Origin of the sequence: Terrabacter sp. LjRoot27 (genome assembly GCF_964254175.1) — a bacterium.
Taxonomy (GTDB): Bacteria; Actinomycetota; Actinomycetes; order Actinomycetales; family Dermatophilaceae; genus Terrabacter.
Genome location: NZ_CAXUSS020000001.1, coordinates 3,847,622 through 3,872,825, shown reverse-complemented (window position 1 = coordinate 3,872,825; position 25,204 = coordinate 3,847,622). Strand labels below are relative to the sequence as shown.

The 25,204-nt window shown below is 71.1% G+C and carries 19 protein-coding genes; 7 read left to right on the top strand and 12 right to left on the bottom strand.

Features of this window, described 5'->3' with window-relative positions; genetic code table 11:
* Positions 1-49: 49 nt before the first annotated feature.
* The 4 genes from ACSQ2D_RS17830 to ACSQ2D_RS17815 are packed head-to-tail and all read left to right on the top strand — an operon-like array spanning position 50 to position 5,484.
* Positions 50-1,984, top strand: a complete 1,935-nt coding sequence (locus tag ACSQ2D_RS17830) for a type II secretion system F family protein (protein ID WP_435987261.1) — start codon at positions 50-52, stop codon at positions 1,982-1,984.
* A 1-nt stretch (position 1,985) separates the two neighbouring features.
* Positions 1,986-2,903: a type II secretion system F family protein gene (locus tag ACSQ2D_RS17825; protein ID WP_435987260.1), complete on the top strand. Its 918-nt coding sequence runs from the start codon at positions 1,986-1,988 to the stop codon at positions 2,901-2,903.
* Between the two features lie 8 nt (positions 2,904-2,911).
* Positions 2,912-4,336: a hypothetical protein gene (locus ACSQ2D_RS17820; RefSeq protein WP_435987259.1), complete on the top strand. Its 1,425-nt coding sequence runs from the start codon at positions 2,912-2,914 to the stop codon at positions 4,334-4,336.
* Positions 4,336-5,484: an acyltransferase family protein gene (locus ACSQ2D_RS17815; protein WP_435987258.1), complete on the top strand. Its 1,149-nt coding sequence runs from the start codon at positions 4,336-4,338 to the stop codon at positions 5,482-5,484. The genes ACSQ2D_RS17820 and ACSQ2D_RS17815 overlap by 1 nt, the downstream gene beginning before the upstream one ends.
* A gap of 128 nt (positions 5,485-5,612) precedes the next feature.
* Here ACSQ2D_RS17815 and ACSQ2D_RS17810 read toward each other — a convergent pair whose 3' ends face one another.
* The 9 genes from ACSQ2D_RS17810 to ACSQ2D_RS17770 all read right to left on the bottom strand — a co-directional run bounded on the left by ACSQ2D_RS17810 (position 5,613) and on the right by ACSQ2D_RS17770 (position 16,557).
* On the bottom strand, positions 5,613-6,419 hold the full coding sequence (locus ACSQ2D_RS17810; RefSeq protein ID WP_435987257.1) for a LuxR C-terminal-related transcriptional regulator: 807 nt from the start codon (positions 6,417-6,419) through the stop codon (positions 5,613-5,615).
* Positions 6,420-6,703: 284 nt separating this feature from the next.
* Positions 6,704-8,530 (bottom strand): DEAD/DEAH box helicase, encoded by a 1,827-nt coding sequence (locus tag ACSQ2D_RS17805; RefSeq protein ID WP_435987256.1) that lies wholly within the window; start codon positions 8,528-8,530, stop codon positions 6,704-6,706.
* Positions 8,531-8,592: 62 nt separating this feature from the next.
* The gene (locus ACSQ2D_RS17800) at positions 8,593-9,186 is read right to left on the bottom strand and encodes a hypothetical protein (protein ID WP_435987255.1); all 594 of its coding nucleotides are present in this window, start codon (positions 9,184-9,186) and stop codon (positions 8,593-8,595) included.
* 229 nt (positions 9,187-9,415) lie between these two features.
* The gene (locus ACSQ2D_RS17795; RefSeq protein ID WP_435987254.1) at positions 9,416-10,039 is read right to left on the bottom strand and encodes a hypothetical protein; all 624 of its coding nucleotides are present in this window, start codon (positions 10,037-10,039) and stop codon (positions 9,416-9,418) included.
* Between the two features lie 38 nt (positions 10,040-10,077).
* Complete coding sequence (locus ACSQ2D_RS17790; protein WP_435987253.1) at positions 10,078-12,756, bottom strand: AAA family ATPase; 2,679 nt, start codon at positions 12,754-12,756, stop codon at positions 10,078-10,080.
* A 236-nt stretch (positions 12,757-12,992) separates the two neighbouring features.
* Positions 12,993-14,183 (bottom strand): hypothetical protein, encoded by a 1,191-nt coding sequence (locus ACSQ2D_RS17785; RefSeq protein ID WP_435987252.1) that lies wholly within the window; start codon positions 14,181-14,183, stop codon positions 12,993-12,995.
* A 2-nt stretch (positions 14,184-14,185) separates the two neighbouring features.
* Complete coding sequence (locus ACSQ2D_RS17780) at positions 14,186-15,241, bottom strand: trypsin-like peptidase domain-containing protein (protein ID WP_435987251.1); 1,056 nt, start codon at positions 15,239-15,241, stop codon at positions 14,186-14,188.
* A 311-nt stretch (positions 15,242-15,552) separates the two neighbouring features.
* Positions 15,553-16,098, bottom strand: coding sequence for an NADPH-dependent FMN reductase (locus ACSQ2D_RS17775; protein ID WP_435987250.1), 546 nt, complete (start codon positions 16,096-16,098; stop codon positions 15,553-15,555).
* Between the two features lie 111 nt (positions 16,099-16,209).
* Positions 16,210-16,557 (bottom strand): hypothetical protein, encoded by a 348-nt coding sequence (locus ACSQ2D_RS17770; RefSeq protein WP_435987249.1) that lies wholly within the window; start codon positions 16,555-16,557, stop codon positions 16,210-16,212.
* A 61-nt stretch (positions 16,558-16,618) separates the two neighbouring features.
* Between ACSQ2D_RS17770 and ACSQ2D_RS17765 the strand changes: the two genes are divergently transcribed.
* Positions 16,619-18,154 (top strand): DUF222 domain-containing protein, encoded by a 1,536-nt coding sequence (locus tag ACSQ2D_RS17765; RefSeq protein ID WP_435987248.1) that lies wholly within the window; start codon positions 16,619-16,621, stop codon positions 18,152-18,154.
* Between the two features lie 133 nt (positions 18,155-18,287).
* Here ACSQ2D_RS17765 and ACSQ2D_RS17760 read toward each other — a convergent pair whose 3' ends face one another.
* Both ACSQ2D_RS17760 and acs read right to left on the bottom strand, forming a co-directional pair.
* Positions 18,288-18,701 (bottom strand): hypothetical protein, encoded by a 414-nt coding sequence (locus tag ACSQ2D_RS17760; RefSeq protein WP_435987247.1) that lies wholly within the window; start codon positions 18,699-18,701, stop codon positions 18,288-18,290.
* A 200-nt stretch (positions 18,702-18,901) separates the two neighbouring features.
* On the bottom strand, positions 18,902-20,896 hold the full coding sequence (gene acs / locus ACSQ2D_RS17755) for an acetate--CoA ligase (RefSeq protein ID WP_435987246.1): 1,995 nt from the start codon (positions 20,894-20,896) through the stop codon (positions 18,902-18,904).
* 281 nt (positions 20,897-21,177) lie between these two features.
* Here acs and ACSQ2D_RS17750 point away from each other — a divergent pair, with 281 nt between their 5' ends.
* Positions 21,178-22,842, top strand: coding sequence for an alkaline phosphatase D family protein (locus ACSQ2D_RS17750; RefSeq protein ID WP_435987245.1), 1,665 nt, complete (start codon positions 21,178-21,180; stop codon positions 22,840-22,842).
* A 190-nt stretch (positions 22,843-23,032) separates the two neighbouring features.
* Entirely contained in the window at positions 23,033-23,899 is an 867-nt protein-coding gene (locus ACSQ2D_RS17745; protein ID WP_435987244.1) for a lysophospholipid acyltransferase family protein, read from the top strand.
* A gap of 85 nt (positions 23,900-23,984) precedes the next feature.
* Here the strand turns inward: ACSQ2D_RS17745 and trpS are convergent, their stop codons facing one another.
* Positions 23,985-25,172, bottom strand: a complete 1,188-nt coding sequence (gene trpS, locus ACSQ2D_RS17740; RefSeq protein ID WP_435987243.1) for a tryptophan--tRNA ligase — start codon at positions 25,170-25,172, stop codon at positions 23,985-23,987.
* Positions 25,173-25,204 lie beyond the last annotated feature (32 nt).

The following is a 25,204-nucleotide window of genomic DNA, read 5'->3' as shown; positions in this document are numbered from 1 at the left end:
CTCAACCCGTCGCCTCCTCACCGGGCTTGCCGCTCTCGCGGTCGGTCTCGTGGTCCTGCCCGCCGGCACTGCCAAGGCCGACGACGTGTCGGTCGGCCTGAGCAGCGTCAGGGCGACGTCGACCGGCGCGGGGTCGACACTGACCGGTGTCATTACCCTTCGAAGCCAGGTCGACGTCCAGGTCGATCCGGCGTCGCTGAAGGTGAAGATCGACGGAGAGGAGTTCCCGGCCACGGTCAAGCAGGCCGCGAAGCTGGATCGCAAGGCGATGCTCGTCATCGACACCAGCGGATCCATGGGCTCGCAAGGAATGGCCACCGTCCGCAAAGCCTCGGCCACCTACCTCAAGACCGTGCCGGCCGACGTCAAGGTTGGAGTCGCCTCGTTCGCCAACACCGCGGGGGTCGACCTCGCGCCGACCGTCGACCGCGCGGCAGCCCAGCGCGTCATCAACGGCCTCGACTCGCGCGGCGACACCAGCCTGTATGCCGCCATGCAGAGCGCTGCTGGCGTGCTGAGCGGGACGGGTGACCGCAGCATCGTGCTCCTCAGCGACGGTGCCGACACCGTCGCCGACAACAAGGCTCTCGCTCTCAAGAACGCCGTCGCGAAGCTCAAGGCCGGCGGCATCCGAGTCGATGTCGTGCGGTTCAAGACCAACGATCCGGACGCGAGCAAGGCACTCCAGACGTTTGCCGAAACCAACGGCGGGACCGTGGTTGCGGCCGACAACGCCGCAGGCGTGACCGCGGCCTTTGCAGCGTCAGCGCAGGCGCTCAACCGCCAGGTCCAGTTCTCGTCTGCGATCCCCAAGACCCTGACCGGGCCTCACCGCTACGAGATCTCCGGCGTCGCAGGGAGCACCGCCTTCGGTTTCGCGCGTGAGGTCACTTTCGCCGGACCAGCTGCTACACCGGCACCTTCGGGGTCGGCGACGCCGGCGCCGGTGGCGGCACCCGCTCCGCAGGCCGCAGGTGTCGGCCTGGGACCGGTCCCGATCACCGACCGCACGCCCTACATCGCCGGCGGCCTGCTCGCGCTGGCCCTCTTCGTCGTGCTCTCGACCTCTCTCATGCCGACACTGCAGACCAAGCGCGAGCGCCGAGTGGCCTCCATCGACTCCTACGTCGTCGGTGACGCAGTGACGATCTCCCGCCAAGAGATGAAGGCGGCCCAGAGCACCATCACGGCGCAGCTGCTCGACATGGGCGACCGCGTCATGAAGGACCGCAAGGCGACGAGCAAGACGATGGCGCTCATAGAGCGGGCCGATCTGCCCTTCCGTGCAGGCGAGTGGCTCATACTCCGTGTTGTCGCGGTCATCGTGGGCGCGGCGATCGGCCTGGTGCTCGGCGGGCAGGCGAAGATCGTGGGGCTGGTCTTCGGCATCGTCGTAGGCGTGCTCATCATGCCGATCGGTCTGCGCTTCGCGGCCTCGCGGCGAGCCCGCAAGTTCGAGGCCCAGCTGCCCCAGATCCTGCTCCTCATCTCGACGAGCCTCCGCAGTGGTTTCGGTCTGCCGCAAGCCCTCGACGCGGTGGCTCGGGATGCCGCCGAGCCCGCCGGTAAGGAGTTCAGCCGAGCGCTTGCCGAGACGCGCATCGGCACCGACATCTCGGATGCCCTCGAGCGAGTGGCAGACCGCATGGAGAGCAAGTCGATGCACTGGACGGTCATGGCAATCCGTATCCAGCGCGAGGTCGGTGGCAACCTCGCCGACACGCTGCGCACCACCGCGGGCACCCTTCGTGAACGTGAGTCGCTGCACCGCCAAGTGGCGACCCTCTCCGCCGAAGGACGGCTATCGGCGTACATCCTCGTCGCGTTGCCCATCTTCATCTTCATCTACATGACGAAGGTCAACTACGAGTACGTCAGCCTGCTCTGGACGACCACCGTAGGCCTGTTCATGAGCATCGGTGGGCTCCTCGCGCTCGGCGTCGGCATCATCTGGATGCGTCAAGTCGTGAAGATCGAGGTGTGACATGAATGTGAACCCCGTCTACGTCGCCGCTGGACTCATCGCGATCGGTCTGCTCGTCGCCGTGCTCAGCCTCAGCTTCAGCACTGGTGAGCCGCGCGGCGTGGCCAAGTCCCTCATGCTCATCGAGAACTCCGTCGACCGCCGGGATGTGGTGACGACTGACCTGGCCGCGAAGGATCGCCTTGTCGCGCCCATCCTCGAGCGGACGAAGGGTCTCGCGCGAGCCCTCTCTCCCGGCGGCGCCGACGAGCGTTACACCAAGCTCCTCGACCAAGCGGGGAATCCGGAAGGCTGGACGGTCGAGCGCCTCCTCGGCCTCAAGGGGGCGGCCCTACTGATCGGCATCGTCCTGGGCGCCTTCTATGGCAAGTTCCAGCTGCCGAACGCTCTCCTCTTCGCCCTGATCGGCGGCGCCGCACTCTTCTTCCTTCCTGACCTGCTCATGAAGAACGTAGCGCTTCGTCGTCAAGAGGAGACGAGCAAGAGCCTCGCCGACGCGCTCGACATGCTCAGCGTCTGTGTCGAGGCTGGCCAAGGCTTCGACTCTGCGCTCCTCCAGGTTGCCCGCAACGTCGAGGGCCCGATCTCCGGAGAGTTCGCTCGCGTCCTGTCCGAGATCCAGATCGGCAAGTCGCGCGGCGAGGCCTTCAGCTCGATGGGTGACCGCGTCACGCTGCCGGAGGTGAAGAACTTCATCACCGCCCTCGTCCAGGCCGACCGGCTCGGCCTGCCCATCGCCGGTGTGCTGCGCGAGCAGACCGTCAACATGCGCCTCGTCCGTCGCCAGAAGGCGGAGGAGAAGGCCCAGAAGGTCACCATCAAGATCCTCTTCCCGCTGATGTTCTGCATCCTGCCGGCACTCTTCATCGTCATCATCGGCCCCGGCGGCATCCGCATGATGCAGGCCTTCGGCGGCTGATCCCCGTCGTGGCCGTCGTCACGGACTCGAAGGCCCGCGCTGTGCACGACCCCGGGTCGAGCTCGCCGGCGGCGCGACTCGGTTGGCTGCTGCCGGCCCTGGTCCTGGTCCTCTTCGCTCTCAAGCCCCTCGGTCCACTCAAGGACCCCGATGCGTACTGGCACGTCGTGGCGGGTGAGCACCTCGTGCAGACAGGGCAGTTCGTCCTCGACGACCCCTTCGGGGCCGGGACCGAGAAGGTGTGGATCCTCAACCAGTGGCTGCCCGAGGTGCTCATGCACTGGGCCCACGCGGCCTATGGACTCCCCGGTGTGGCGTGGCTGCTGTGCCTCGGATCCTTGCTTGTCGGGGTTACGGTGTATGCCGCCTGCCGACGTCGGTCGTCGGCCCTCGTGTCCGCCCTGGTGCTCGCGGTGACCTTCGTCGCCCTCAGCGGGAGCCTCTCGCCCAGACCGCAGCTCGTGACCTTCGCGCTTGCTGCTGTCACCACCAGCGCATGGCTGCTGACACGCGAGGACCGCCGTGCCCGTTGGTGGCTCGTGCCGTTGAGCTGGCTGTGGGCGTGCAGCCACGGCATGTGGTTCGTCGGTCCCGTCATCGGCGGTCTCGTCGTCGTCGGGATGCTGCTCGAGCGACGTGTCTCCGTGCGGGAGGCTGCGCGGCTCGCACTGGTGCCGGTACTCTCCGTCGCGGTCGCTGCCCTGACGCCGGTGGGGCCGCGACTGTTCACGTCGCCCTTCCAGGTGAGCGGTGTGACCTCGATGATCAGCGAGTGGCAGCCGCCCGGTCTGACGAACGCCGGTCTCCTCGCCGCGCTACTGCTCCTCGCCGTGGTGGTCGCAGCTCAGATGATGCGCGGAGGTGGGGAGTGGACGGTCGCGCTCCTCACGGTCCTGGCTCTGGTCCTCGCTGTCACCTGGTCCCGGACCACCGGGCTGTCCGCGGTCGTGATGGCACCCCTGGCCGCCGCGGCTATCCAGCAGGTGACCCGTCAGACGGACCCCAGCCCTTCCCGTCGCGAGCGACTGGCGGTGCTGGTGTCTGGCGTCGTGAGTCTTTTGCTGGCGGCGGTCCTCTCGCCAACGACGGCGGCCTTTCCGGGGATCGGGCCCAACGGCCTCGACGCCGCGCTCGCCCGGCTCCCTGCAGGCACGGTCGTGTGCAACGACCAGGCTGTAGGCGGCTGGCTCATGCTTCGGCACGCCGGACTGCGTCCGGCTATGGACACGCGCGTCGAGCTCTACACCGGAGAGCGCATCAGGGCCTACCTCGGTTTCATCGCGGCAAAGCCCGGTTGGGAGACCTACCCCCAACTGGTCGGGTGCACGTTTGCCGTCCTCCCCACGGATGCCGCCGTGGTCGCCGCAATGCAGGCAGGACGTGGGTGGGAGGTGGTCGTTAAAGCTGGCGGCTTCGTGCTGCTCAGAGCCTGATGTTGCGACCCCGATTTGCGGAATGGCTCACCCACCAGTGCCTTTTGGTGCACTCTGTCCCCATGCCGGTCAGGGGACAGGGGAAACCAGCGCTTCTCCATGTCCGTCTCGCAGGCCGCGACAACGCCTTGAACGCGCTGCGTCTCATGCTCGCAGCAATGGTGATCCTCGAGCATTCCCGGTCATTCATCCACGGGCCCGGCGGCACTCTGGCCTATGCCGGCGGCTTTGCCGTCGACGGCTTCTTCGCGATCTCCGGCTATCTCATCGCTGGAAGCCGATCTCGAATGGGCATGAAGCCGTACCTCTGGCGGCGTGCGCTACGGCTCATGCCCGCCTTCTGGTCAACTCTGCTGCTCACCGCTCTCGTCATCGCGCCTCTGTCGGCAAGTCTCGACGGCTCGGTCTATTCGTGGAGTGGGGCCGGCCGATACGTCATCGGCAACTCCATGCTTTTCATGCCGGTCCTTGGGATCGGTGACACACCAAGTGGCGGCTACTACGTCGGCTTGTGGAACGCGCCGCTGTGGACGCTTGTGTTCGAGGCGGGCGCCTACCTCTTCTTCGGCCTCATCATCGCCTTCCCCGGGTTCGGCGCAAGGTCCGCGTTGAGCGTGCTGGCATGTCTGTCTGCCTTGGTAGTCGTACAGCAGGCCGCCGGCCTCGCGCCATGGTTCAACCCTGACTTCGCCCGACTCTGGTCGTTCTTCGCAGCCGGGGTGCTGCTCTGGTTCGTTCGGGAATGGATGCCGTCCACTCCGTGGCTCGTGATTGCCGCCTCTGGTGCGGTCACCTTGATGCTCGCAACGAGTCACGCGCTCTACCTCGCTCTGGCGCCGGTCCCGTTGACCTTCGTCCTCTTGTGGCTCGGAGCCCGACTCCCCATCCGAAGCGGTGCGCGCAACGACATCTCGTACGGCATGTACTTGTTGGGTTGTCCACTTCAACAGCTGATGATCTCGGCTGGCGTCGCAGCGGCCGTCGGGGCGGCGTGGTTCGCGGTGCTCTCCGTCGCCGTGACGGTGCCTGTCGCCTGGGCGTCATGGCTGCTCGTCGAGCGGCCGTCGATGCGGCTTCGTCGGCTCGTCCCGGTGGTCGCGCACCCCACTGCCGTCGTCCCGGTCGAAGCGGTCGCTTCCGCTCGCTAGGGCCGCACCCCTGCCGTCGCACCTGGAGGCGCCGCACCGTCAGCGGTGCGGTCCAGTCGTCCCCCATGAGCCGACCCCACGAGATGGTCGGGGCCGCGCGGGCCGGAGCGGACGGCATACGCCATCGCTCAGTCGAGATCCTGCATGGCGACCCACCACGCGGCGGCCGCGGCACGGCCGCGGCGCCCCGACTGCTCGTAGACGGAGCTGAGGTGCTTGCGCACCGTGCGCTCGGTGATGCCGAGCCGGCGGGCGATGCGCAGGTTGGTCCACCCGGCGGCGGCGAGGGCCAGCACCTCGCCCTCGCGTCGGGTGGGACGGTACGCGGCGCAGAGGGCCGTCACGGGCTCGTGGACCAGATCGACAGTGCCGCTCGGCAGCGACGGTCGCTCACCGCGCAGCGCCGCCGTCGTCTCGTCGAGCGCGGCCCGGAAGGCCAGTGCCGCCCCCAGCGGGCGCTGGATCGCCTCCAGCAGGTGCAGGTCCTCCGTCCTGAAGTCGACAGCGGCCCGGTGTGCACCGAGGAACACGACGTCGGTCGGGGAGCTGTGCAGCATGACCGCCACGGGATACCGCCCACCGACGTGCCCGTGCATCCGCGCGTAGACCTCCGTGTGCCAGAAGTCCCTGATGGGGACGAGGTCGCTCACCCGAACCGCGCCCGAGGTCGAGAGCAGGGGGATCGCCGGGTGCTGGTCGGCGACCTCCGCCGCAAGGCGGCCCATCTCGGCCGTGATCGGCGCCGAACCGGCGACCTGCACCGTCACGTCGACGCCCTGTGCGGTCCGACGGAGACGCGTGAGCCCCACGCCCGCGTCGGCCCGGAGGACCTCGACGACGACGGGTAGCAACGGCGCCAGCGACTCTCCCCGCGCGGCGGCCACCGCAAGGTCTCGCGCCGCGCTCGCGGCTGCCACCTCACGACTCTGCGACACGTCTCCTCCTCGAACGGGGACGGTCCCGTGACAGCCTTCTCCCGAAGCCCTGCGAAGAGCCGACCGAGGCCGCGGTCAAGGTGTCCGAAACGACACTCGACGCGCGACCACGTCGGCCTTCAGAATGGCACGACAGGGGTGGGGGCCGGACGAGTTCGTGGAGGTTCGCCGTCGTCAGGGAGGACGTGGCGCGCCGGCCAGGAGCTGACGGAACGGCAGGGTGTGCTGGCCGACAGGGGGGAGCACACCGTGCGCCGTCGGGAGTGCCTCGAGGACGAGCGGGGTCAGTCGCGCGGGCCCTTGCGGTAGGGCTTGGACTGCGTCGGCCGGCTGCCCCGCTCCTGCGACTCGCTCAGCTCGATGAGCTGACCCGAGATGCGCGTCGAGCGCAGCTTGTCCCAGGTGCCGGGCGGCAGGGTGGCCGGCAGCTCGACGAGGGAGTGGTCGGCGCGGATGTCGATGTGCCCGAAGTCCTGCCGGCCGAGGCCGCCCTCGTTGGCGAGGGCGCCGACGATCTGTCGCGGCTCGACCTTGTGGCGGCGACCGACGGCGATCCGGTACGTCGCCATCGGGCCGGACGTGCCGCGGCGCGGACCTCGGTCGGCCCGGTCCCCCCGGTCACCGCGGTCGCCGCGAACCGGTCGACCTCCGCGGTCGCCGCGGTCGTCACGACGGTCGCGCGACCCGCGGTCGTCGAACGTCCGCGCGGGACGGACCGGCTCGGGGTCTAGGAGCATCGGCTCGTCGCCCTGGAGCACGACGGCCAGGGCAGCCGCGACGTCGGCCTCGGGCACGTTGTGCTCGCCGACGTAGTGCGCGATGACGTCGCGGAAGAAGTCGACCTTGTCGGTCGCCAGCGCCTCGGTGATGGCGTCGTCGAAGCGCGTCAGACGCGTCGCGTTGATGTCGTCGACGCTGGGCATGGTCATCGGCGTGAGCGACTGGCGGGTCGCCTTCTCGATGGCCTTGAGCAGGTGGCGCTCACGCGGCGTGACGAACGAGATCGCGTCGCCGCTGCGGCCGGCGCGACCGGTGCGGCCGATGCGGTGCACGTAGGACTCGGTGTCGGTCGGGATGTCGTAGTTGACGACGTGGCTGATGCGCTCGACGTCGAGCCCCCGGGCGGCGACGTCGGTGGCGACGAGGATGTCGAGCTTGCCCGACTTCAGCTGGTCGACGGTGCGCTCACGCTGGTTCTGCGCGATGTCGCCGTTGATCGCCATGGCTGAGAAGCCTCGGGCCCGGAGCTTCTCCGCGAGCGTCTCGGTCTCGTTCTTCGTGCGGACGAAGACGATCATCCCCTCGAAGTTCTCGACCTCGAGGATGCGGGTCAGCGCGTCGACCTTCTGCGGGTAGCTCACCGTGAGGTAGCGCTGCGTGATGTTCGGCGCCGTCGAGGTCGTCGTCTTGACGGTGATCTCGACCGGGTCCTGGAGGTACTTCTTCGAGATGCGCCGGATCTGCGCCGGCATCGTCGCGGAGAAGAGCGCGACGTGCTTGTCGTCGGGGGTGTCGGCCAGGATCGTCTCGACGTCGTCGGCGAAGCCCATCTTGAGCATCTCGTCCGCCTCGTCGAGCACGAGGAAGCGCAGCTCGCTCAGGTCGAGCGTGCCCTTCTCGAGGTGGTCCATGATGCGGCCCGGGGTGCCGACGACGATGTGGACGCCGCGGCGCAGCGCGCTCAGCTGGACGCCGTAGGCCTGCCCGCCGTAGACGGGCAGCACGTGGACGCCCCGGAGGTGGGCGGCATACCGCTCGAAGGCCTCGCAGACCTGCAGGGCGAGCTCACGCGTCGGCGCGAGGACCAGCGCCTGCGGCTTCTTCTGCTTGAGGTCGAGCCGGCTGAGGATCGGCAGCGCGAACGCCGCCGTCTTGCCCGTGCCGGTCTGGGCGAGCCCGACGACGTGGCGGCCGTCGAGCAGGGCCGGGATCGTCGCCTCCTGGATCGGAGACGGGTACTCGTAGCCCACGTCACGCAGCGCCTTGAGGACCTTGTCGTCGAGGCCGAGGTCGGCGAACGAGACCCGGTCGGGCTCTGGGGCGACGGCACCTGCCTCGCCCTCAGGGGCATCGGTCTCGGGTGCTTCGGACTCCAGGCTGCGCTCGCTCACCCCCTGACGGTAGTGCCTCGGAGGGGGTGTGCGACACGCGATGCGGGGTCCCGGCGGGTGCGTCAGGCCGGCAGCGGGAAGACGTCGGCGATCCGGCAGGCGCCACCACCGCCCGTGATCGGCGGCGTCGAGCGGCGACCGCTGCAGATGGTGACGGGCCGCGAGCCGCCGACCAGGGGCGAGCAGTCGCAGCGGTAGCGGCTGTAGGTCACGCAGATCTCGCTGTTCGAGCTCGTACCGCTCGCCGCGCCGTCCGTGTAGAGCAGCACCCGCTGCGTGCCGGCACCGCTCGGGGTGCACCACTGGTGGTTCGACGGGGCGCTGCCGCACGGAGCGCAGGCGCAGACGCCGCTCTTGACCGCGACGGCGAAGCGCGGCTCGACGATGCCGTCGACCGTCACGCCGGTGATCACGGTGACGGTGTTGTCCGCGCTACCCGCGCTCGTGGCGACGAGCTCGAAGACGTAGCCCTTGTAGGTGTCCGAGGAGCCGCCCGGGAGCTTGCAGGCGGAGCCGGTGAAGGTGAGCGGAGCGACGGAGGCCGCCACGACCGGAGCCGGTGCGGCGACGAGCACGGCCGGCATCGTCCAGGCAGCGCCCTTGACGACCGTGCGTCGGGTCGGGCTGTGAGACGCGTCGGCGTCGTGGTGCGACATGCATCCTCCGGGGTGGTGGCGGGCTGCCGCGTCCCGGGCTGTTGCAGGAACGACACGTATGCCCTGTATGCCCCGCTTTGTATCACCGGATCCGGAGGCTCGTCGGCGAAACGGCCGCGAAAGCCCGCCCTACCCGCCGACCTCGGGAGGGCGGCATACGCCACCGGGACGGCAGTCCCCGACGCCGGCCCCGACGGCGGCCCGACGTCGACCCCGACGTCGACCCGCGTCAGTCGGTGGGGAAGAGCTCGTCGGCGATGTTGCGCAGTGCCTGGGTCGACCCGGAGACCGGGGTGTCGAGGCCGCGCGTGCCGCCACCCTCCGGTGACCTCTCCACACCGCCGAGCTCGCCACCGGCCGGCTCGGGCTCGGTGAGGGAGCGCACGGCTCGCGCAAGGATGTGGCCCTTGGTGGCTGCGGCCTCGGCGCGCGAACGCTCCTGTGCTGCAACGTCCTTCGCCGTGTCGGCGCGGTCCTTCTCGAGCGTCGCCACCTGCTTCGCCTCGTCGGCGTGCTTCTGCGCCTCCTGCGCCTCGCCTCGGTGCACCTCGCGGCCGAAGAGCCATCCGACGGCGGTGAAGGCGAGCGCCTCGACGCCCAGCAGCACGTAGACCGACCTGCTCCAGTCGGTCTCGGGCAGGCTGTCGTCGGCGCGGACGAAGGCGAGCAGGACGAAGCCGACGTACGCCATCACGATCGCGATGGCGGCCCAGAAGAGCCAGCGCCAGCTCGCGCCGCTCGCCGACGCGCTGGAGGGAGGCGTCGGTGCCGGCCCAGGCGTCGGCGTCGGTGTCGGCTCCGCCGGGTTGGGCACAGGGTCGGGCTTCGGGTCGGGCTTCGGCTTGGTGGGCATGACGTCCCCTCTCGTGTGATGCGGCCGCTCGTCAGCGCTCAGCTGTCGGCGTTGTAGTCGAACGACGGACGGTCGGCCTCGCCCTGCCAGTACTTCTTCAGCGACTCGCGCAGGTCCAGGTCGTCGGGAAGGGCCCTGACGGCCTCGGCCAGCGCATGGCCCTGCACCGCCGACGACAGGTCGCCGACGTCGGGAGCGGGCTCGTCCTCGTCGAGTCCTCGGTCGGTCGGCCCGATGGTCGGGTCGCTCTCGATCGTCCTGCGGATGTTGTCCTGGATGACGTCGAGGGTGCTCGCGTCGTGGCCGGACGCGTCGTCGCCGGCCGAGGTCACGCCGACGTGGAGGGAGGCGTCGGCGAGCAGGCTCGGCACGGCGTCCCCGAGCTCCGCGGCGAGCTCGCGCACGAGACCGGGGTGGCTCGCCTTGTCCTGCTCGGTGAGCCCGGCCGCCTCGGCGATGAGCTCGCCGCGGAGACGGCGGGTCGCCGACTGGGACCCGAGCCCTCCCTGGCGCCGGACCATCCGCAGGACGCCGACGCCGGCCGTCAGCGCCGCGGAGCGCGCCCCGAAGTCCGTCGCGCTCTCCCGGGCGTCGACGAAGAGCCGAGCCGCCCGCTCCAGGTCGCCGGCGTCCTCGGCCACGCGACCGCCGACGATGCACAGCTCGATGTAGTCGAGCGAGAGGGGACGCTCCTCGGCAGCGCGCACGGCCGCGTCGACCTCGGCCATCGCCTCCTCGTGACGGCCGAGCGTGGCCAGCGCCTCGATGCGCAGCCGGCTGACCTCGACGAGACGCGGCTGGCGGTCGTCGGCGGCGAGGAGGTCCCAGGCGGACGCCGGGCGACCGGAGTCGAGCAGTGACCTCGCCTGCTTCGTGGCCTGCCGTGCCCAGGCCGTGTAGTCGGCCTCGGCGAGGTCGGCGGCGTCGACCTCGAGGCGCAGCTTGCCGGCGAGGTAGACCCGCGACGACGGCGGCAGCTCGCTCATCGCGGGCTCGAGGAAGGGCCCGGCGCCCCGGTCCCAGTGCGCGTCGAGCGTCGACGACGCCTGGCCGAGCATGAGCCGGTGGTAGAGGCCCTCGATGCGGTCGTCGGTGTCGGACCGGGCGCCGTAGAAGGCGACAGCACGGCGGTGGATCTCGGCGACCCGTTCCGGGCTCTCCGCGTCGAGCAGCGGCAGCATCTCCTGACGCACGTCGGCGCGGTGCACGAGCACCCCGGGCCTGGACTCGGTGACGAGCGAGACTTCCCTGCGCAGCATCTCGAAGAGCTCGGCCGCCTGGGCCGGCTGCAGCTCGCCGAGCCCGCACGGCACCGCGAGCACGTCGCTGATGACCTCGGGGGTGATCTGCCGGACGACGAGCCCGGGGTTGGCGAGCGGCCGGATCGGGCGCGCCACGTGGTCGAGGATCCGGCGGTAGAGCACGCCCTGCACCTGCTCCGCCCGGAGGTCGAAGAGCAGCCGGCGACGCCCACGTTTCGTCGCGAGCACTGCAGGGCCCTCGCGGCGCATGAGGTCGGCGGCGAGCCGCAGGCTCAGCGGGTTGCCCGAGACCTGCTCGACGACGGAGTCGACGAGAGCGTCCGTCACGGCGAGGTCGGCCACGGCCCGGCGCAGGAACTGCTTCGCCTGGGCGTCGTCGAGCCCGTTGAGCCGCCGGTTCTCGACCTGGAGCTCGGTCACCTCGGCCCGGCCCGCGACGACCACCCGCAGCGACGGCAGCTGGCGCTGCAGGCTCTGCAGCGTGCGGTTGAGGCGGCCCAGCGTCGAGCGGCGCCGCCGCTGCGCCACCTCGAACGTGTCGAGCACGACGAGCACCGGCTTGCTGCCCCACGCGCGCCGCAGCCGCTGGCTCAGCTCCATGAGGAACGCGTCCTCGTCGAGGTGTCGACGCACCATGTCCTTGGTGCCGAGCCCCCGCGAGCTCGACGTCTCGCGCTGCAGTGCCGCCTCCGCCTCGACGACGGCGACGATCTCCCGGCGCAGCTCACCCAGCGGCCCGGCGAGGTCGGCCGACTGGAGAGCGAGCTGACGGCATACCTCCGCGATGAGCCCGATCGGGAACTCCGGGTCGAGCTCGGCCCGCTCGAAGCTGAGGTATGCGAAGGGCATCGGCGGGCGCGCGTCCGTCCCCTCGATGTGGTCGAGCACGAAGGTCGCGAGGAGGGTCGACTTGCCGACGCCGCCGGGGCCGTGGAGGGCCAGGGGGAGGCCTCCCGGGCCACCCATGACGTGCGCCTCGAGCCGGGCGAGCTCGTCCTCGCGTCCGACGAAGTCCGGAGTGGACACCGCGCGCAGCGGCGTGAGGACGTTGGCGAGGTCGAGGGCCGACTGGACGTCGGCGGAGCCGGGCAGGTCGAGACCGAGCCCCTCCAGCCAGACGGCCGCCTTGAGTATGCCGGTCAGCTCGGCCGGCGTGAGCGCCCGGAGCGTCGTGTCCCCCTGGATCAGGCGCACGGCCATCCGGTGGGTCACGTCGTCCGGCGCGGGCGCCACCGCCCACCGTCCGCGCGTCAGCTCGACGGCCCGGTCGGGGCCGAGCGACCGCAGGACCTCGGCGCGCACCTCGGGCCGGAGGCGCCACGCGCCCCCGCCGGCCCTCGTGGTGACGAGCTCGCAGTCGCTGCCGATGAAGCCGTCGATCTCCTTGTGGCGCGGGGTCTCTCGCGTCGTACGACCCTCGAGGGAGTCGACGGTGAAGTAGTCGAGCAGTGCCACCCGCTCACGCAGTCGCTGCCGGGCGGGGTCCGGGGCGGCTGCCTCACCGGTCCGGCCCGTCGGCGCAGGCTCGACGTCCCGCGTCGACGACGGTGGCTCGGGTTCCCACGGGGCGGGCGGCGCGGCGGCCCGCGAACTCGGGGCTGACGGTGCCGACCGTGCCGACGCGCGCTGGGCCAGGCGGGCACGGACGTCCGCGGCCGAGACGACGGGAGTCCGCCCGGACGGAGGCCCGCTCACGGGAGTGGCCCGAACACGTCGAGACAGAGGGCGAACGCACTCGGACCGAGCTCGACCAGCTGGCGGTCCGCGACGGGGCCGCCGTCGCTGACCAGCTCGTCGAAGACGGCGTCGACGGCGTCGGCATCCGGTGGGATGCCCTGTGCCCGGGTCGCGTAGGCGCGGATGAACGCCTTGACGTCGTCGTCGCCGGGGTGGCGGAGGGGCTCGACGAGTGCCTGGTCCGGCTCCGAGAGGGGGTCGTCGTAGCCGAGCACGATGACGCGCACCGGCCCGAGGTCCCGGGACGCGGCCGACTGCGCCAGCTCCATGACGAGCTGGAGCGCCGCGGCCGTGGCCGTCGTCGGGTCGAACCCGTCGAAGACGAGCCAGCAGTCCTCGAGGTCACCCTTGGCGGCCACCTCGGCCACGAGCCAGTCCTTGAAGAGCCAGACGACGGTCTGCGGCTGGGCGGTCGGGTCGAAGTTCGGTGCGGGCTCGCCGACGACGAAGCGTGCGACCGTGTCGGCCAGCTCGCGGACGTCGATCGGGCTGCCGGCGCGGCGGGCGGCGTCGACGGGGCTGACCCTGGCCTTCGTGCCGTTCGGTGGCAGGGCGTTCTCGGAGACGTAGCGGATGAACTGCCGGGTGTAGGTCTTGCCGGCACCGGTGGGGCCCTTGACGAGCAGCGCACGCCGACCGCCGGGACCGAGCATCCGCTTCACGTGGCCGCGCAGGTCGGTGCGGTCGATGAGCGGCACGTCGTTCCAGAGGACCGCGGCGGTGAACATCGCCCCGACGGCCTCGGCGACGGTGGCCGCGGCTCCGGCCACGGCTCCGGCCGCGGCCGGCTGTTGCGCCTGACCCGCCAGACCCGGCTGCCCCGCCTGCCCTGTCTGGGGCGGGATCTCGACGACCTCGTGGTCCGTCGGCTCGGCCGCGAGGTCCTGGAAGATCCGGTCGGCGCCGGCGTCCTTGGAGATGGCGATGAAGAGCAGGCGCAGCCGTTGCTGCTTCCATGCCGTCTCGAGGACGTCGATCCACAGCTGCGACGCCTTCTGGTCCCAGAAGATCTGGTCGCGCTGGACGCCGGCTGCCAGGGCCAGCTCCTGGATCGGCTGCTTCTCGAAGTAGCGCGACCCGAGCCGCTCCACGACGTACTGCCCGGCGGGGGTGCCGGGGTCGAACTGGTGGTCGAGGTAGCCCATGGTCAGCCCGCCCCCTCCAGGACGACGCCCGCGGCCGCAAGGCCCTCCACGACGCGATCGATGCGGACGCCCTGGTTGTAGATGCGTCGTCGACCGCCCACGACGTCCGTCTCCCACCGGTGGTGCAGGCCCACGAGGCGCCACTGCTCGTCGAAGACCGGTGAGCCGGACGAGCCGCCCTCGGTGTCGGTGAGGTAGCCGATCCGGTCGTCGTCGACCTTGACCACGGTGTTGTGCACCATCCCGATCTGCTTCACCCGCCCGTCGGGGTGCTGGATGATGTAGACCCGGTCCGCGACCGCGGGCTTCGGTGCCCCCGTGAGCGTGATCGGGCGGGCTTGTACCGGAAGGGGACTCACGGCCCTGACCACGGCCCAGTCGTGGTCCTTGCTGCCCACGATCGAGCTCTGGTCGCAGACGATGACCTGTGGGTCGCGGGTCGCCCCGGCGAACGACCGCTCGTAGCCGTACCACGCCTCCACTGTCCTGGCCGGACCCTGCTCGTCGAAGAGGACGTGGTGGTTGGTGAGGAGGAGGTCGTCCGAGATGCGGAATCCCGTTCCGTTGTAACGCTCCTTGTCGTTCAGCGTGACGACGAGCTTGACGACGGACGGGCTGATCTCGATGCCGCGCTCGAGGAACGACACGTCGAGCAGGGTCGACTGGGCCCCGATCTGGCGCTCGAGGCCGTCGGGGGTGGGGTCGCTCTTCCACACGATCGGCTCGTCCGGAGGAGGGGCCTCGGCGCTCGGCGTCGCTGCCAGCGTGTCGGCGAGGAGCGCCTCGAGCGTGGGCCGGATCGCGGCCGAGTTCGGCTCCCGGATGACCGCAGCCATGAGGACCCTGAGGCGGTCCTGCCTGCGGGCGACGTCGAGGAGCTCCTGCCACGCCGCGGCCGTCGGCTGCTGGAGGTTGACGTAGGCCTCGGAGATGCCGGACTTGCGCAGGACCATGCGCACGTCGCCCGCCGTCGGGAACGTCTGGATGAGGGCGGTCTCCAGCTGCTGGACCTTCGGGTCGGAGAAGTCGAGCGGGAGCGTGTCGAGGAAATGGGTCATGGCGCGACCTCTGCCGGCCCGCGCAGCTGTGTGCCCATCACAACCGCCTTCCCATACCTGGCGCCCATCCAGTCAAGCACCGGGCGCACGTCCCTCGAGGCGAATTGCCCGAACCGCCCCGCCGTCACGGGAGTCCGCGGCCCTGCGTGACGGTGGCGGACGGCATACGACGTGGTGTTCCGGTGCCCGTGTCAGACGGAGGGTGTGCGGCGGCGTCTGATACCGGCGTCTGACATCGGCGTCCGGTGCCGGGACGACGACGGGGGCCGCCCGGGATGGGCGGCCCCCGTCGGGGAGTGCGGGTGCTGGGCTCAAGCGGTGGCGCCGACGGGCTCCTCGACCTTGGCGGCCAGCGCGTCGAGGAGGGCGCCGAGCTCGGCGCGGCGCTCGTCGGTGACGTCGAGCTCACCGGCGGGGGAGACGTCCTGGGTGAAGACGAGACCGGTCGAGCCGACGACGTCGGCCTTGACGTGGGCGAGGACCTTCGCGAGGTCGGCGGTGGCGTCGCTCGCGCCGCTCCAGCCGTAGCCGACGAGCGCGATGGGCTTGGCGTCCCACTCGGCGAAGAGGTAGTCGATGGCGTTCTTGATCGGGGCCGGGAAGCTGCGGTTGTACTGCGGCGTCACGACGACGATGGCGTCGGACTCGAAGACCTTGGAGGCCCAGTCCTTCGTGTGCGGCTTGGCGTAGTTGCCGTTGCGCGGCATGTCCTCCTCGTCGAAGAAGGGCAGCGACGACAGGTCGAGCAGCTCGGCCTCCCACTCGCTCGCGGGCGCCTGCGAGGCGACCCACTCGGCGACCTTCGGCCCGATGCGGCCGGGACGGGTGGAGGACACGACGATTCGAAGTTGCTTCACGTTTCAACCAACTACCACAGCCGGCTGGGCATTCCGGGAGGGCCCGTGCTGGGCGTGTGGCTGGGCTCACACCCAGATCGCGTATGCCGTCCGCTTCGTGGAGCGGTCGGCTCAGTGCTCCGCCACCCACTTCTCGAGCGCGGCGACGCGGGACTCGAGGTCGGCCTTGGCGTGCTCGGCGAGCATGGCTGAGAGGCGAGTCTCGAGTGCCGAGCCCCCTGCACCCGGTGAGCTCGGCGCGGCCGATGAGCCCGATGCAGCCGGGGCGGCGGCTGGCGCCGTCGTGGCGCCGGCGCCTGCCGGGCTGCCGGACAGGCCGTGGCGCACGTACGTGCGCGCCAGGGTGGAGGGGCCGACGCCGATCTCCGTGGCCCGCGCGATGAGGGCCTCGAGCTCCTCGGCGGTCAGGCGGACCGAGAGGACCTTGGTGCGGTCGGTTCCCGTGGTCGGGCTGGGCATGGTGGCTCCTTGCGCGGTGACGATGTCATGCATTGTCAGTGGTCGACTCTACAGTGAGGACATGAGCACAGCAGCCACCCACGAGCCCCGCCCGCCGGCGCCGGCGCAGCACGGCGCTGCGGCTCGCGCCCGCCTGCGGTCCGTCGGCTCGGGTGCTGCTGAGGGCTCCGAGGGGGCCGGACGGTTCGATGACGCTGCCGGGTCGGTCGAGGAGCTGGGTCTGGTCGGCGTGCTGTCGTCGATGGCCGAGACGTTGCGGGCGTTGACCCGGGACTTCCCGACGTGGTCGCTGCCCGAGTCGCAGGTCGGTGAGGCCGTCGGCCACGCCCAGGCCGTGCGCGAGCTGAGCCAGACCCTGACGGCCGTTCTGGCTCGTGAGGCCGACTCCCGCGGCCTCGGGTCCGACGACGGGCTGAGCCGCGCCGACTGGCTGCGCGCACAGGCCGGTGCCGGCGTGGGCGGCGGGGTGCTGGACGGGCAGGGCGCGGCGGCGGTGACCCGCGTCGGTGCGGCGATGAACGAGCCCCGCTGGGCGCGCCTCGCCGAGCGGGTCGCGGCCGCCGAGGTCCCCGTCGCGCACGCGGCAGCCATCGTCCGCTTCCACGACGACGTCGCCCGGATCGCCGACCCCGAGCACCTGTCGGGCATCCTCGACTCGATGGTCGAGGCCTGCGACGCGCTCACCGGGCGCGAGCTGGGCCGGCTCATCGCCCACGCCCGCGCAGCGTTGAAGCCACCGGCCGAGCTCGAGGCCGAGGAGGAGGGGCTCCGGCTCGGGCGCGCGTTCCGCAAGGTCCGCTCGTGTGCCGGGTTCACCGTCTTCGAGCTGCGCCTGGACCCTGAAGGTGCCGCGATCGTCGAGGCCGCCATCGACCGGCTGTCCAGACCTCGGCCAGAGCTCATCTCCAGCACGCACCTCGCCCCCCGTCCGACGCTCGGGCTGAACCCGGACCTCGACGCCCATCCCGCGCTCGGGCTGTACCCGGACCGCGCCGCCCATCCTGCGCTCGGCCTGGACCCGGATCTCGACGCCCATCCTGCGCGAGGGCAGGGGCGCCGAGACCGTGCAGGCACGGCCGACGTCGACCCGCGCACCCCGGCGGCACGTCGGGCCGATGCGCTGCTCGAGATCATCGGCCGCGGCGTCGCCTCTCCCGAGGGCGTGACCCGGTCCCCGCGGACGACGCTGGTCGTCACGATGTCCCTCGACGCGCTCATGGATGATCTGAGGGGCGTCGGTCTCCTCGACACCGACGCCGCCCTCTCGCCCGGCGCGGTGCGGAGGCTCGCCTGCGAGGCCGGGATCGTCCCCATGGTCCTGGGAGGCCCGTCCGAGGTGCTCGACCTCGGCTACACGCGACGACTCTTCAGCCCCGCGCAGCGTCGGGCCCTGGCCGTCCGTGACGGCGGCTGCAGCTATCCCGGCTGCACCGTCCCGCCGATGTGGTGCGAGGCCCACCACGTCACCCACTGGCTCCACGGCGGACCCACCGATGTGTGCAACGGGGCTCTGCTCTGCGGTCGGCACCACACCGTCGTCCACCGGCGCGGACTCACGGCCACCGTCAGCCCCACCGGCGTCACCTGGCACCTCTAGCTGCCCCGCCCCACACCCCGGCCACGACGCCGGGGCCAGGGGCCTGCCGTGGGTGGGAGGTGCACGGGTCGGCGCGGGTGGCATGAACCGACGCGCCCGGGAGTGGTGCCTGGGTGATGGTCCAGCGGGGGGCCTAGCGGGAGGCGAAGAACGCCTTTGCCGACGCCGAGTTGAGGGCCACCAGGATGACGATCGCCATGAGTCCGCTGCTGACGGCCTGGATCTGGGCGGAGCCGGTCGACTGCCACGCCGCCCAGATGCTCACGAGCAGGCTCAGCACGGTGAACACGTTGGTGATGAGGCGGGATCCGTCGTTGCCGTTGGCCAGGCCCGAGGCGACCGCGAGGTAGACCAGGCCGATGACGAGGACCACGATGCCGAGGACGAGCAGGGTCGTCGCCCCCGCCTTGGCCGCGCGCTCCACCTCACTGCTGTTGCGCGTCAGGATGAGGATGATGCCGCCCGCGATCGACAGCAGGCCGTTGAGGATGGCGAGGACGACGACCAGAGTGACTCCGCCGGGTCGTCGCGTGGGCTGACTGGTCACGGCATTTCCTCCTGCGCTGCGGGGACGAGCGGATGGCCTCACGCTAGCTTGCCGACCCCGGGAAGAAGCGCACGTGATGTTCAGTCGTGTCGCAGATCGAAGGCGCGCAGGTCACGTGTCGCCATGAGATGCGCCCGCCTCGCCGGGTGGCGAGGCGGGCGGCATACGTGCTCGGGGCCGGCAGGACGGCCCGGGTGGGGTCAGTCCTTCGTCATGCCCGTCTTGATGAGTTCCATGACCGAGCTGTCGGCGAGGGTCGTCACGTCGCCGACCTCGCGGCCCTCGGCCACGTCGCGCAGCAGGCGGCGCATGATCTTGCCGGAGCGGGTCTTGGGCAGCTCGCTGACGATCATGATCGAGCGCGGCTTCGCGATCGGGCCGATCTCCTTGGCCACGTGGTTGCGCAGCTCCTGGACGAGGTCCTTGCCCTCACCGGGCTCGTCGGCCTCCTCGACGAACTCCTGGCGGAGGATGACGAACGCGCACACGGCCTGGCCCGTCGTCTCGTCGTTGGCGCCGACGACCGCGGCCTCGGCGACCTTCGGGTGCGACACGAGCGCCGACTCGATCTCGGCCGTCGACAGGCGGTGGCCCGAGACGTTCATGACGTCGTCGACGCGGCCGAGGAGCCAGATGTTGCCGTCGGCGTCGTACTTCGCGCCGTCGCCGGCGAAGTAGTACTTCTCGCCGAACCGCGACCAGTACGTCTCCTTGTAGCGCTCCGGGTCGCCCCAGATGCCGCGCAGCATCGACGGCCACGGCTTCGTCAGCACGAGGTAGCCGACCTGCTCGGGCGTCGTGAACGGCTTGCCCTCGTCGTCGAGGATCTCGGCGCTGATGCCGGGGATCGGCTTCTGCGCCGAGCCGGGCTCGAGCGTCGTGACGCCGGGCAGCGGGCTGATCATGATGGCGCCGGTCTCGGTCTGCCACCACGTGTCGACGATCGGGGCGCGGCCGCCGCCGATGTGCTTGTGGTACCAGAGCCACGCCTCGGGGTTGATCGGCTCGCCGACCGACCCGAGCAGGCGCAGCGAGCTCATGTCGAACTTCGCCGGGATGTCGGCGCCCCACTTCATGAAGGTGCGCACGGCGGTCGGGGCGGTGTAGAGGATCGTGACCTTGTAGTCCTGGATGATCTCCCACCAGCGGCCCTGGTGCGGGGTGTCCGGGGTGCCCTCGTACATCACCTGCGTGACACCGTTCGTGAGCGGCCCGTAGACGATGTAGGAGTGCCCGGTGACCCAGCCGATGTCGGCGGTGCACCAGTAGACGTCGGTGTCACGGTGCACGTCGTGGACGACGGCGTTCGTGTAGGCCGCCTGTGTCAGGTAGCCGCCGGTCGTGTGGAAGATGCCCTTCGGCTTCCCGGTCGTGCCTGAGGTGTAGAGGATGAAGAGCGGGTGCTCGGCCTCGAACGGCTGCGCCTCGTGCGTCGGGTCGGCCTTCTCGAGCGCCTCGTGCCACCAGACGTCGCGGTCGTTCCACGCGATGTCCTGGCCGGTGCGCTTGACGACGAGCACGTGCTCGACCGACGTGTCGTCGTGGTCGAGGGCCGCGTCGACGGCCGGCTTGAGGGCCGACGGGGCACCGCGGCGGTAGCCACCGTCGGACGTGATGACGACCTTGGCCTTGGCGTCGTCGATGCGCGAGTGCAGCGCCTCGGCCGAAAAACCGCCGAAGACGACCGAGTGCGGGGCGCCGAGACGGGCGCAGGCGAGCATCGCCACGGCGGCCTCGGGGATCATCGGCAGGTAGATCGCGACGGTGTCGCCCTTGCCGACGCCGAGGTCGGCGAGGGCGTTGGCCGCACGCTGCACCTCGGCGTGGAGGTCGGCGTAGGTGATGTCGCGGGTGTCGCCCTCGGGCTCACCGACGAAGTGGATGGCGACCTTGTCGCCGCGCCCGGCCTCGACGTGGCGGTCGACGGCGTTGACGCACGCGTTGAGCTCGCCGTCGGCGAACCACTTCGCGAAGGGCGGGTTGCTCCAGTCGAGCGACTGCGTGAACGGGGTGCTCCACGTGAGGTAGGTGCGGGCCTGCTCGGCCCAGAAGCCCTCGTGGTCGGCGTCCGCCTGGTCGTAGAGGTCGGCCGTGCCGTTCGCCTGCGCGGCGAACTCGGGCGGCGGTGGGAAGGTCAGTCCCTCATGGACGAGGTTCTCGAGCGGCTCTTCGCTCACGGTGTCACCCTTTCGCATCGACGATGGTGCGGTCGCGCCGCCCGCGCACGTGTCGGCGGGGGCGTCGTGGTTGATGCACAACTCAAACGCAGGCTAGTTCGCGCTTCAAGGGCCGAGTGAGGCGGGTCTCACCGCTACCGACGAGTAGCCCGCCGAGCGGTCTCGCTCCGAGGACGAGCGGTCGGGCCACGCGCGCACCCGACGCGAGCGGACGGCATACGCCATCTCGCCCCAACGCTTCACCTGAGGTTCTCCGGGTGGTGGGCCGCGCCGCCCGCAGAGTGACGAATGTGGACGACATGGACACGACTCCCCAGCTGCCCTCTCGCCGAACCCTGCTCCGCGGTGGCCTCGCCACCGGGACCGTCGCCCTCGCGGGGGCCGGCGTCGTCCTCGACAGCCGACCCAGCGCGGCCGCCGTCGTCCCGGCGGCCAACCCCTTCACCCTCGGCGTCGCCAGCGGCGACCCCGAGCCCGACGGCTTCGTCCTCTGGACCCGCCTCGCCCTCGACCCGCTCGCCGCCGACGGGCTCGGTGGTATGCCGTCCGCCACCTACCAGCTGAACTGGCAGGTCGCGTCGGACGACCGTTTCGCCGACGTCGTCAAGGCGGGATCGGTTGCTGCACAGCCCGGTTGGGCGCACTCCGTGCACGTCGAGGTGCACGGCCTGCGTCCGGGCCGCGAGTACTTCTACCGCTTCCGCCTGGGCCGCCACCTCTCCGAGGCGGGTCGCGCGGTCACGGCACCCAACCCGTGGGAGACGCCGTCGGCGCTCGCCATGGCGTTCGTGTCGTGCTCGAACCTGCCTGCCGGCTGGTTCACGGCGTACGGCCGCCTCGCGGAGGAGCGGCCCGACGTCATCCTCCACCTCGGGGACTACCAGTACGAGGGCGGCGGCAACGGCATCGGCCGCAACCACGCCGGTCCGGAGACGACGACGCTCGCCGGCTACCGGCAGCGCTACGCGCAGTACAAGAGCGACCCCGACCTGCAGGCCGCGCACGCCGCCGCGCCGTGGCTCGCCGTCTGGGACGACCACGAGGTCGACAACAACTACGCCGGAGACATCCCCGAGAAGGTCGCGGAGACGCCGACCTTCCTCCAGCGGCGGGCCGCCGCCTATCGCGCCTACTACGAGAACATGCCGCTGCGCCGCTCCTCGGTGCCGGACGGTCCGAACCTCGACCTCTACCGCCGCGTCCGCTGGGGCCGGCTCGCGAACTTCCACATGCTCGACACGCGCCAGTACCGCTCCGACCAGGCCTGCGGCGACGGCTACAAGGACTGCCCCGCGGCGGACGACCCGACGCGCTCGCTGCCCGGGATGGAGCAGGAGCAGTGGCTGCTCGACGGCTTCCGGCAGTCGGAGGCACGGTGGGACCTGCTCGGCCAGCAGGTCTTCTTCGGCCGGCGCGACAACGACGCGACGGCGAGGACGACGGTGTCGATGGACGCGTGGGACGGCTACCGCGCGTCCCGTCGGCGCGTCACCCAGGGCTGGGTCGACGCCGGGGTGCGCAACCCCGTCGTGCTGACCGGCGACGTGCACGCCCACTGGGCCTCGGACCTCTACCTCGACTGGGACCAGCCCGGCGAGGTCGTCGGCTCCGAGCTCATCACGAGCTCGATCACCTCGGGCGGCAACGGCTACGACAGCCCGACCGGCCAGCACCCGTGGGCGGCGTGGAACCCCAACCTGCGCTTCTGGACCAACCTGCGCGGCTACGTCTCGACGTCGATCACCCCGTCCGAGCTGACGGCGCGCTTCCGCTGTGTGCCGGTCGTGACGACGCCCGGCGCCGAGGCGTTCACGCGTGCCGAGTTCGTCATCGACGACGGCGTGCGCGGCCTGCGCCAGACCGCTGACAACCCGCTGCCCACGACGACGCTGCGGCGGTCGACCCCGAGCGACGAGCAGATCATCGCCGACACGATCCGCGAGGAGACCCACGGCAGCGCCTGAGCGCCACCCCACCGGAGCCATCCAGCCGTCGAGTGGCCCCGCCGCAACATCCGTCGGAGCCATCCAGCCGTCGAGTGGCCCCGCAGTCACACCGGCCTGACCGTGCGGTCGGGCACGGAGCGGCGGGCCACTCGACGGGCGGCGGTGTGTCGGGTCCATCCGACCTGGGCATCCGTGACGAAGATGTGCTGTGACCGACCGGACCTATCGCCTCGTCATCCGTGCGGCGCTCGCCGTCTTCTCGGGGCTCGGCCTGCGCATCGACGTGCGCGGCGCCGAGCACCTGCCCCGCGGGGGTGGCGCGGTCCTCGCCGGCAACCACGTCGGCTTCCTCGACTTCCTCTTCGTCGGGCTGGTGGGACGCCGGCAGGGCCGATTCGTCCGGTTCCTCGCCAAGCAGGGCGTCTTCGCGCCGCCGGTCGTCGGCAGGGCGATGCGGGCGATGGGCCACGTGGCCGTCGACCGCGCGCACGGGGAGGTCGCGCTGCGCCATGCCGTCGCCAAGGCCCGTGCCGGTGAGGTCGTCGGGCTCTTCCCCGAGGCGACGATCTCGCACTCGTGGGAGCTGAGGCCCTTTCGTCCCGGCGCGGCCGCGGTCGCGACGTGGTGCCAGGTGCCCCTCGTCCCGGTGGCCGTCTGGGGCAGCCAGCGGATCCTCACGGTGGGTGGACGGTTCAGCCTCCGCCGCGGCACGGCCGTCACGATCGTCGTCGGCGAGCCGCTGACTCCCGCCCCCGACGCCGAGCCGTATGCCGTCTCCGAGGAGCTGCGGGACCGCCTGCAGGCTGTGCTCACCGAGGCGATGGACGCGTATCCCGACCAGCCGCGCGACGCCGCCGACCGCTGGTGGCTGCCCGCCTCCCGCGGGGGCAGCGCGCCCGGTCCCGAGGAGGGCCTGCGCCTCGACGAGGAGGGCATGCGCCGGGCGGACCTCGCGGCCGAGGCGCGGATCCAGCGCTCCCGCAGGGCAGCCCACCCACGTCGCCCTCGACGCGGTCGGGTGGCGCCGGGTCCGACTCAGGAGCCGTCGCCGGGGATCCGTGAGACTGCCTCATAGGCCGCCCGACCCTCGGCGGCGTCGTGCTCGTTGGGCTCATCGCCCTCCCGGGCGCGCCGGCGAGGCGATGACGTTTCCGCGGCCCTCAGTAGCTCATCCCCATCACCGCCCGCACGGTCGCGAGGGTCCGCTCGGCCACCTCGTTGGCGCGTGCGTTCCCCTCGTGGAGCACCGAGGTGAGGTATGCCGGGTCGCGGGCGAGGTCGGCCCGCCGCGCCCGGTGCCCCGCGAGGGAATCGTTGACCGCGTCGGTGACGACGCGCTTGAGGGCCTGGGCGCCGCCGTCGTCGACGCGCTCGGCCACCACCTCGGGTGACTCGTCGAGGAACAGCCCGGCGATGGTCAGGAGGTTCGCCACGGCGGGACGACCCTTGGGATCAAAGGTGATCCGCCGCTCCGAGTCGGTCCGCGCGGCCCGGACCCGGGCGGCCGTCTCGTCGGCGGTGTCGCGCAGGTTGATGACGTTGCCCTTGCTCTTGCTCATCTTCGTACCGTCCGTGCCGAGGAGCAGGGGGACCTCGCTGAGCAGGGCCTCGGGCTCGGCGAACACACTGTGCCCCGCGGCATACCTCTGGTTGAAACGGCGCGCGATGGCGCGTGTCTGCTCGAGGTGCGGCAGCTGGTCGCGGCCGACCGGCACGATCCGGCTGTGGCAGAAGAGGATGTCGGCCGCCTGGTGCACGGGGTAGGTGAGCAGCAGGCCCGACAGCGGCCGGCCGTCGGACAGCGCGAGCTCGTCCTTGACCGTCGGGTTGCGGCGCAGCTCCGCGTCGGTGACGAGGGACAGGAACGGCAGCATGAGCTGGTTGAGCGCCGGCACCGCGCTGTGGGTGAAGATCGTCGTCCGAGCCGGGTCGAGGCCGGCGGCGAGGTAGTCGAGCACGAGTCCCTGGACGTTGGCGCCCACCTCGCCGACCGAGTCGCGGTCGGTGATCACCTGGTAGTCGGCGATGACGACGAAGGTCTCGACTCCTTTGTCCTGCAGTCTGACCCGGTTGCGTAGGCTCGCGAGGTAGTGGCCGATGTGGAGCGGCCCTGTGGGACGGTCGCCGGTGAGCATCCGGAGACGAGCGGCGTCCTCGGTGCTGTCGTCGGGGTCGCCGGTGGCGTGCTGGTCGATGAGCGCGTCGAGGACGGCGCTGCGCTCGAGCGCCGCGGCATACGTCGCGCTCTCGTCGGCGTCGCGTGTGTCGGCAGGGGCGAACGGTGTGGCGCGGTGGGTCGTGCTCGTGATCGTGCTGCTGGTCGTGCTGCTGGTCATGCTGCTGGTCATGGTCTCTCCTGGTCGTGGGTGCCCACGGGAGA

Coding starts and splice junctions, on each gene's coding strand:
- ACSQ2D_RS17825 (WP_435987260.1), top strand. CDS start 1,986: ATGAATGTGAACCCCGTCTACGTCGCCGCTGGACTCATCGCGATCGGT.
- ACSQ2D_RS17815 (WP_435987258.1), top strand. CDS start 4,336: ATGTTGCGACCCCGATTTGCGGAATGGCTCACCCACCAGTGCCTTTTG.
- ACSQ2D_RS17800 (WP_435987255.1), bottom strand. CDS start 9,186: ATGTCGCACCACGACGCCGACGCGTCTCACAGCCCGACCCGACGCACG.
- ACSQ2D_RS17795 (WP_435987254.1), bottom strand. CDS start 10,039: ATGCCCACCAAGCCGAAGCCCGACCCGAAGCCCGACCCTGTGCCCAAC.
- ACSQ2D_RS17785 (WP_435987252.1), bottom strand. CDS start 14,183: ATGGGCTACCTCGACCACCAGTTCGACCCCGGCACCCCCGCCGGGCAG.
- ACSQ2D_RS17780 (WP_435987251.1), bottom strand. CDS start 15,241: ATGACCCATTTCCTCGACACGCTCCCGCTCGACTTCTCCGACCCGAAG.
- ACSQ2D_RS17770 (WP_435987249.1), bottom strand. CDS start 16,557: ATGCCCAGCCCGACCACGGGAACCGACCGCACCAAGGTCCTCTCGGTC.
- ACSQ2D_RS17765 (WP_435987248.1), top strand. CDS start 16,619: ATGAGCACAGCAGCCACCCACGAGCCCCGCCCGCCGGCGCCGGCGCAG.
- acs (WP_435987246.1), bottom strand. CDS start 20,896: ATGCGAAAGGGTGACACCGTGAGCGAAGAGCCGCTCGAGAACCTCGTC.
- ACSQ2D_RS17750 (WP_435987245.1), top strand. CDS start 21,178: ATGGACACGACTCCCCAGCTGCCCTCTCGCCGAACCCTGCTCCGCGGT.
- trpS (WP_435987243.1), bottom strand. CDS start 25,172: ATGACCAGCAGCATGACCAGCAGCACGACCAGCAGCACGATCACGAGC.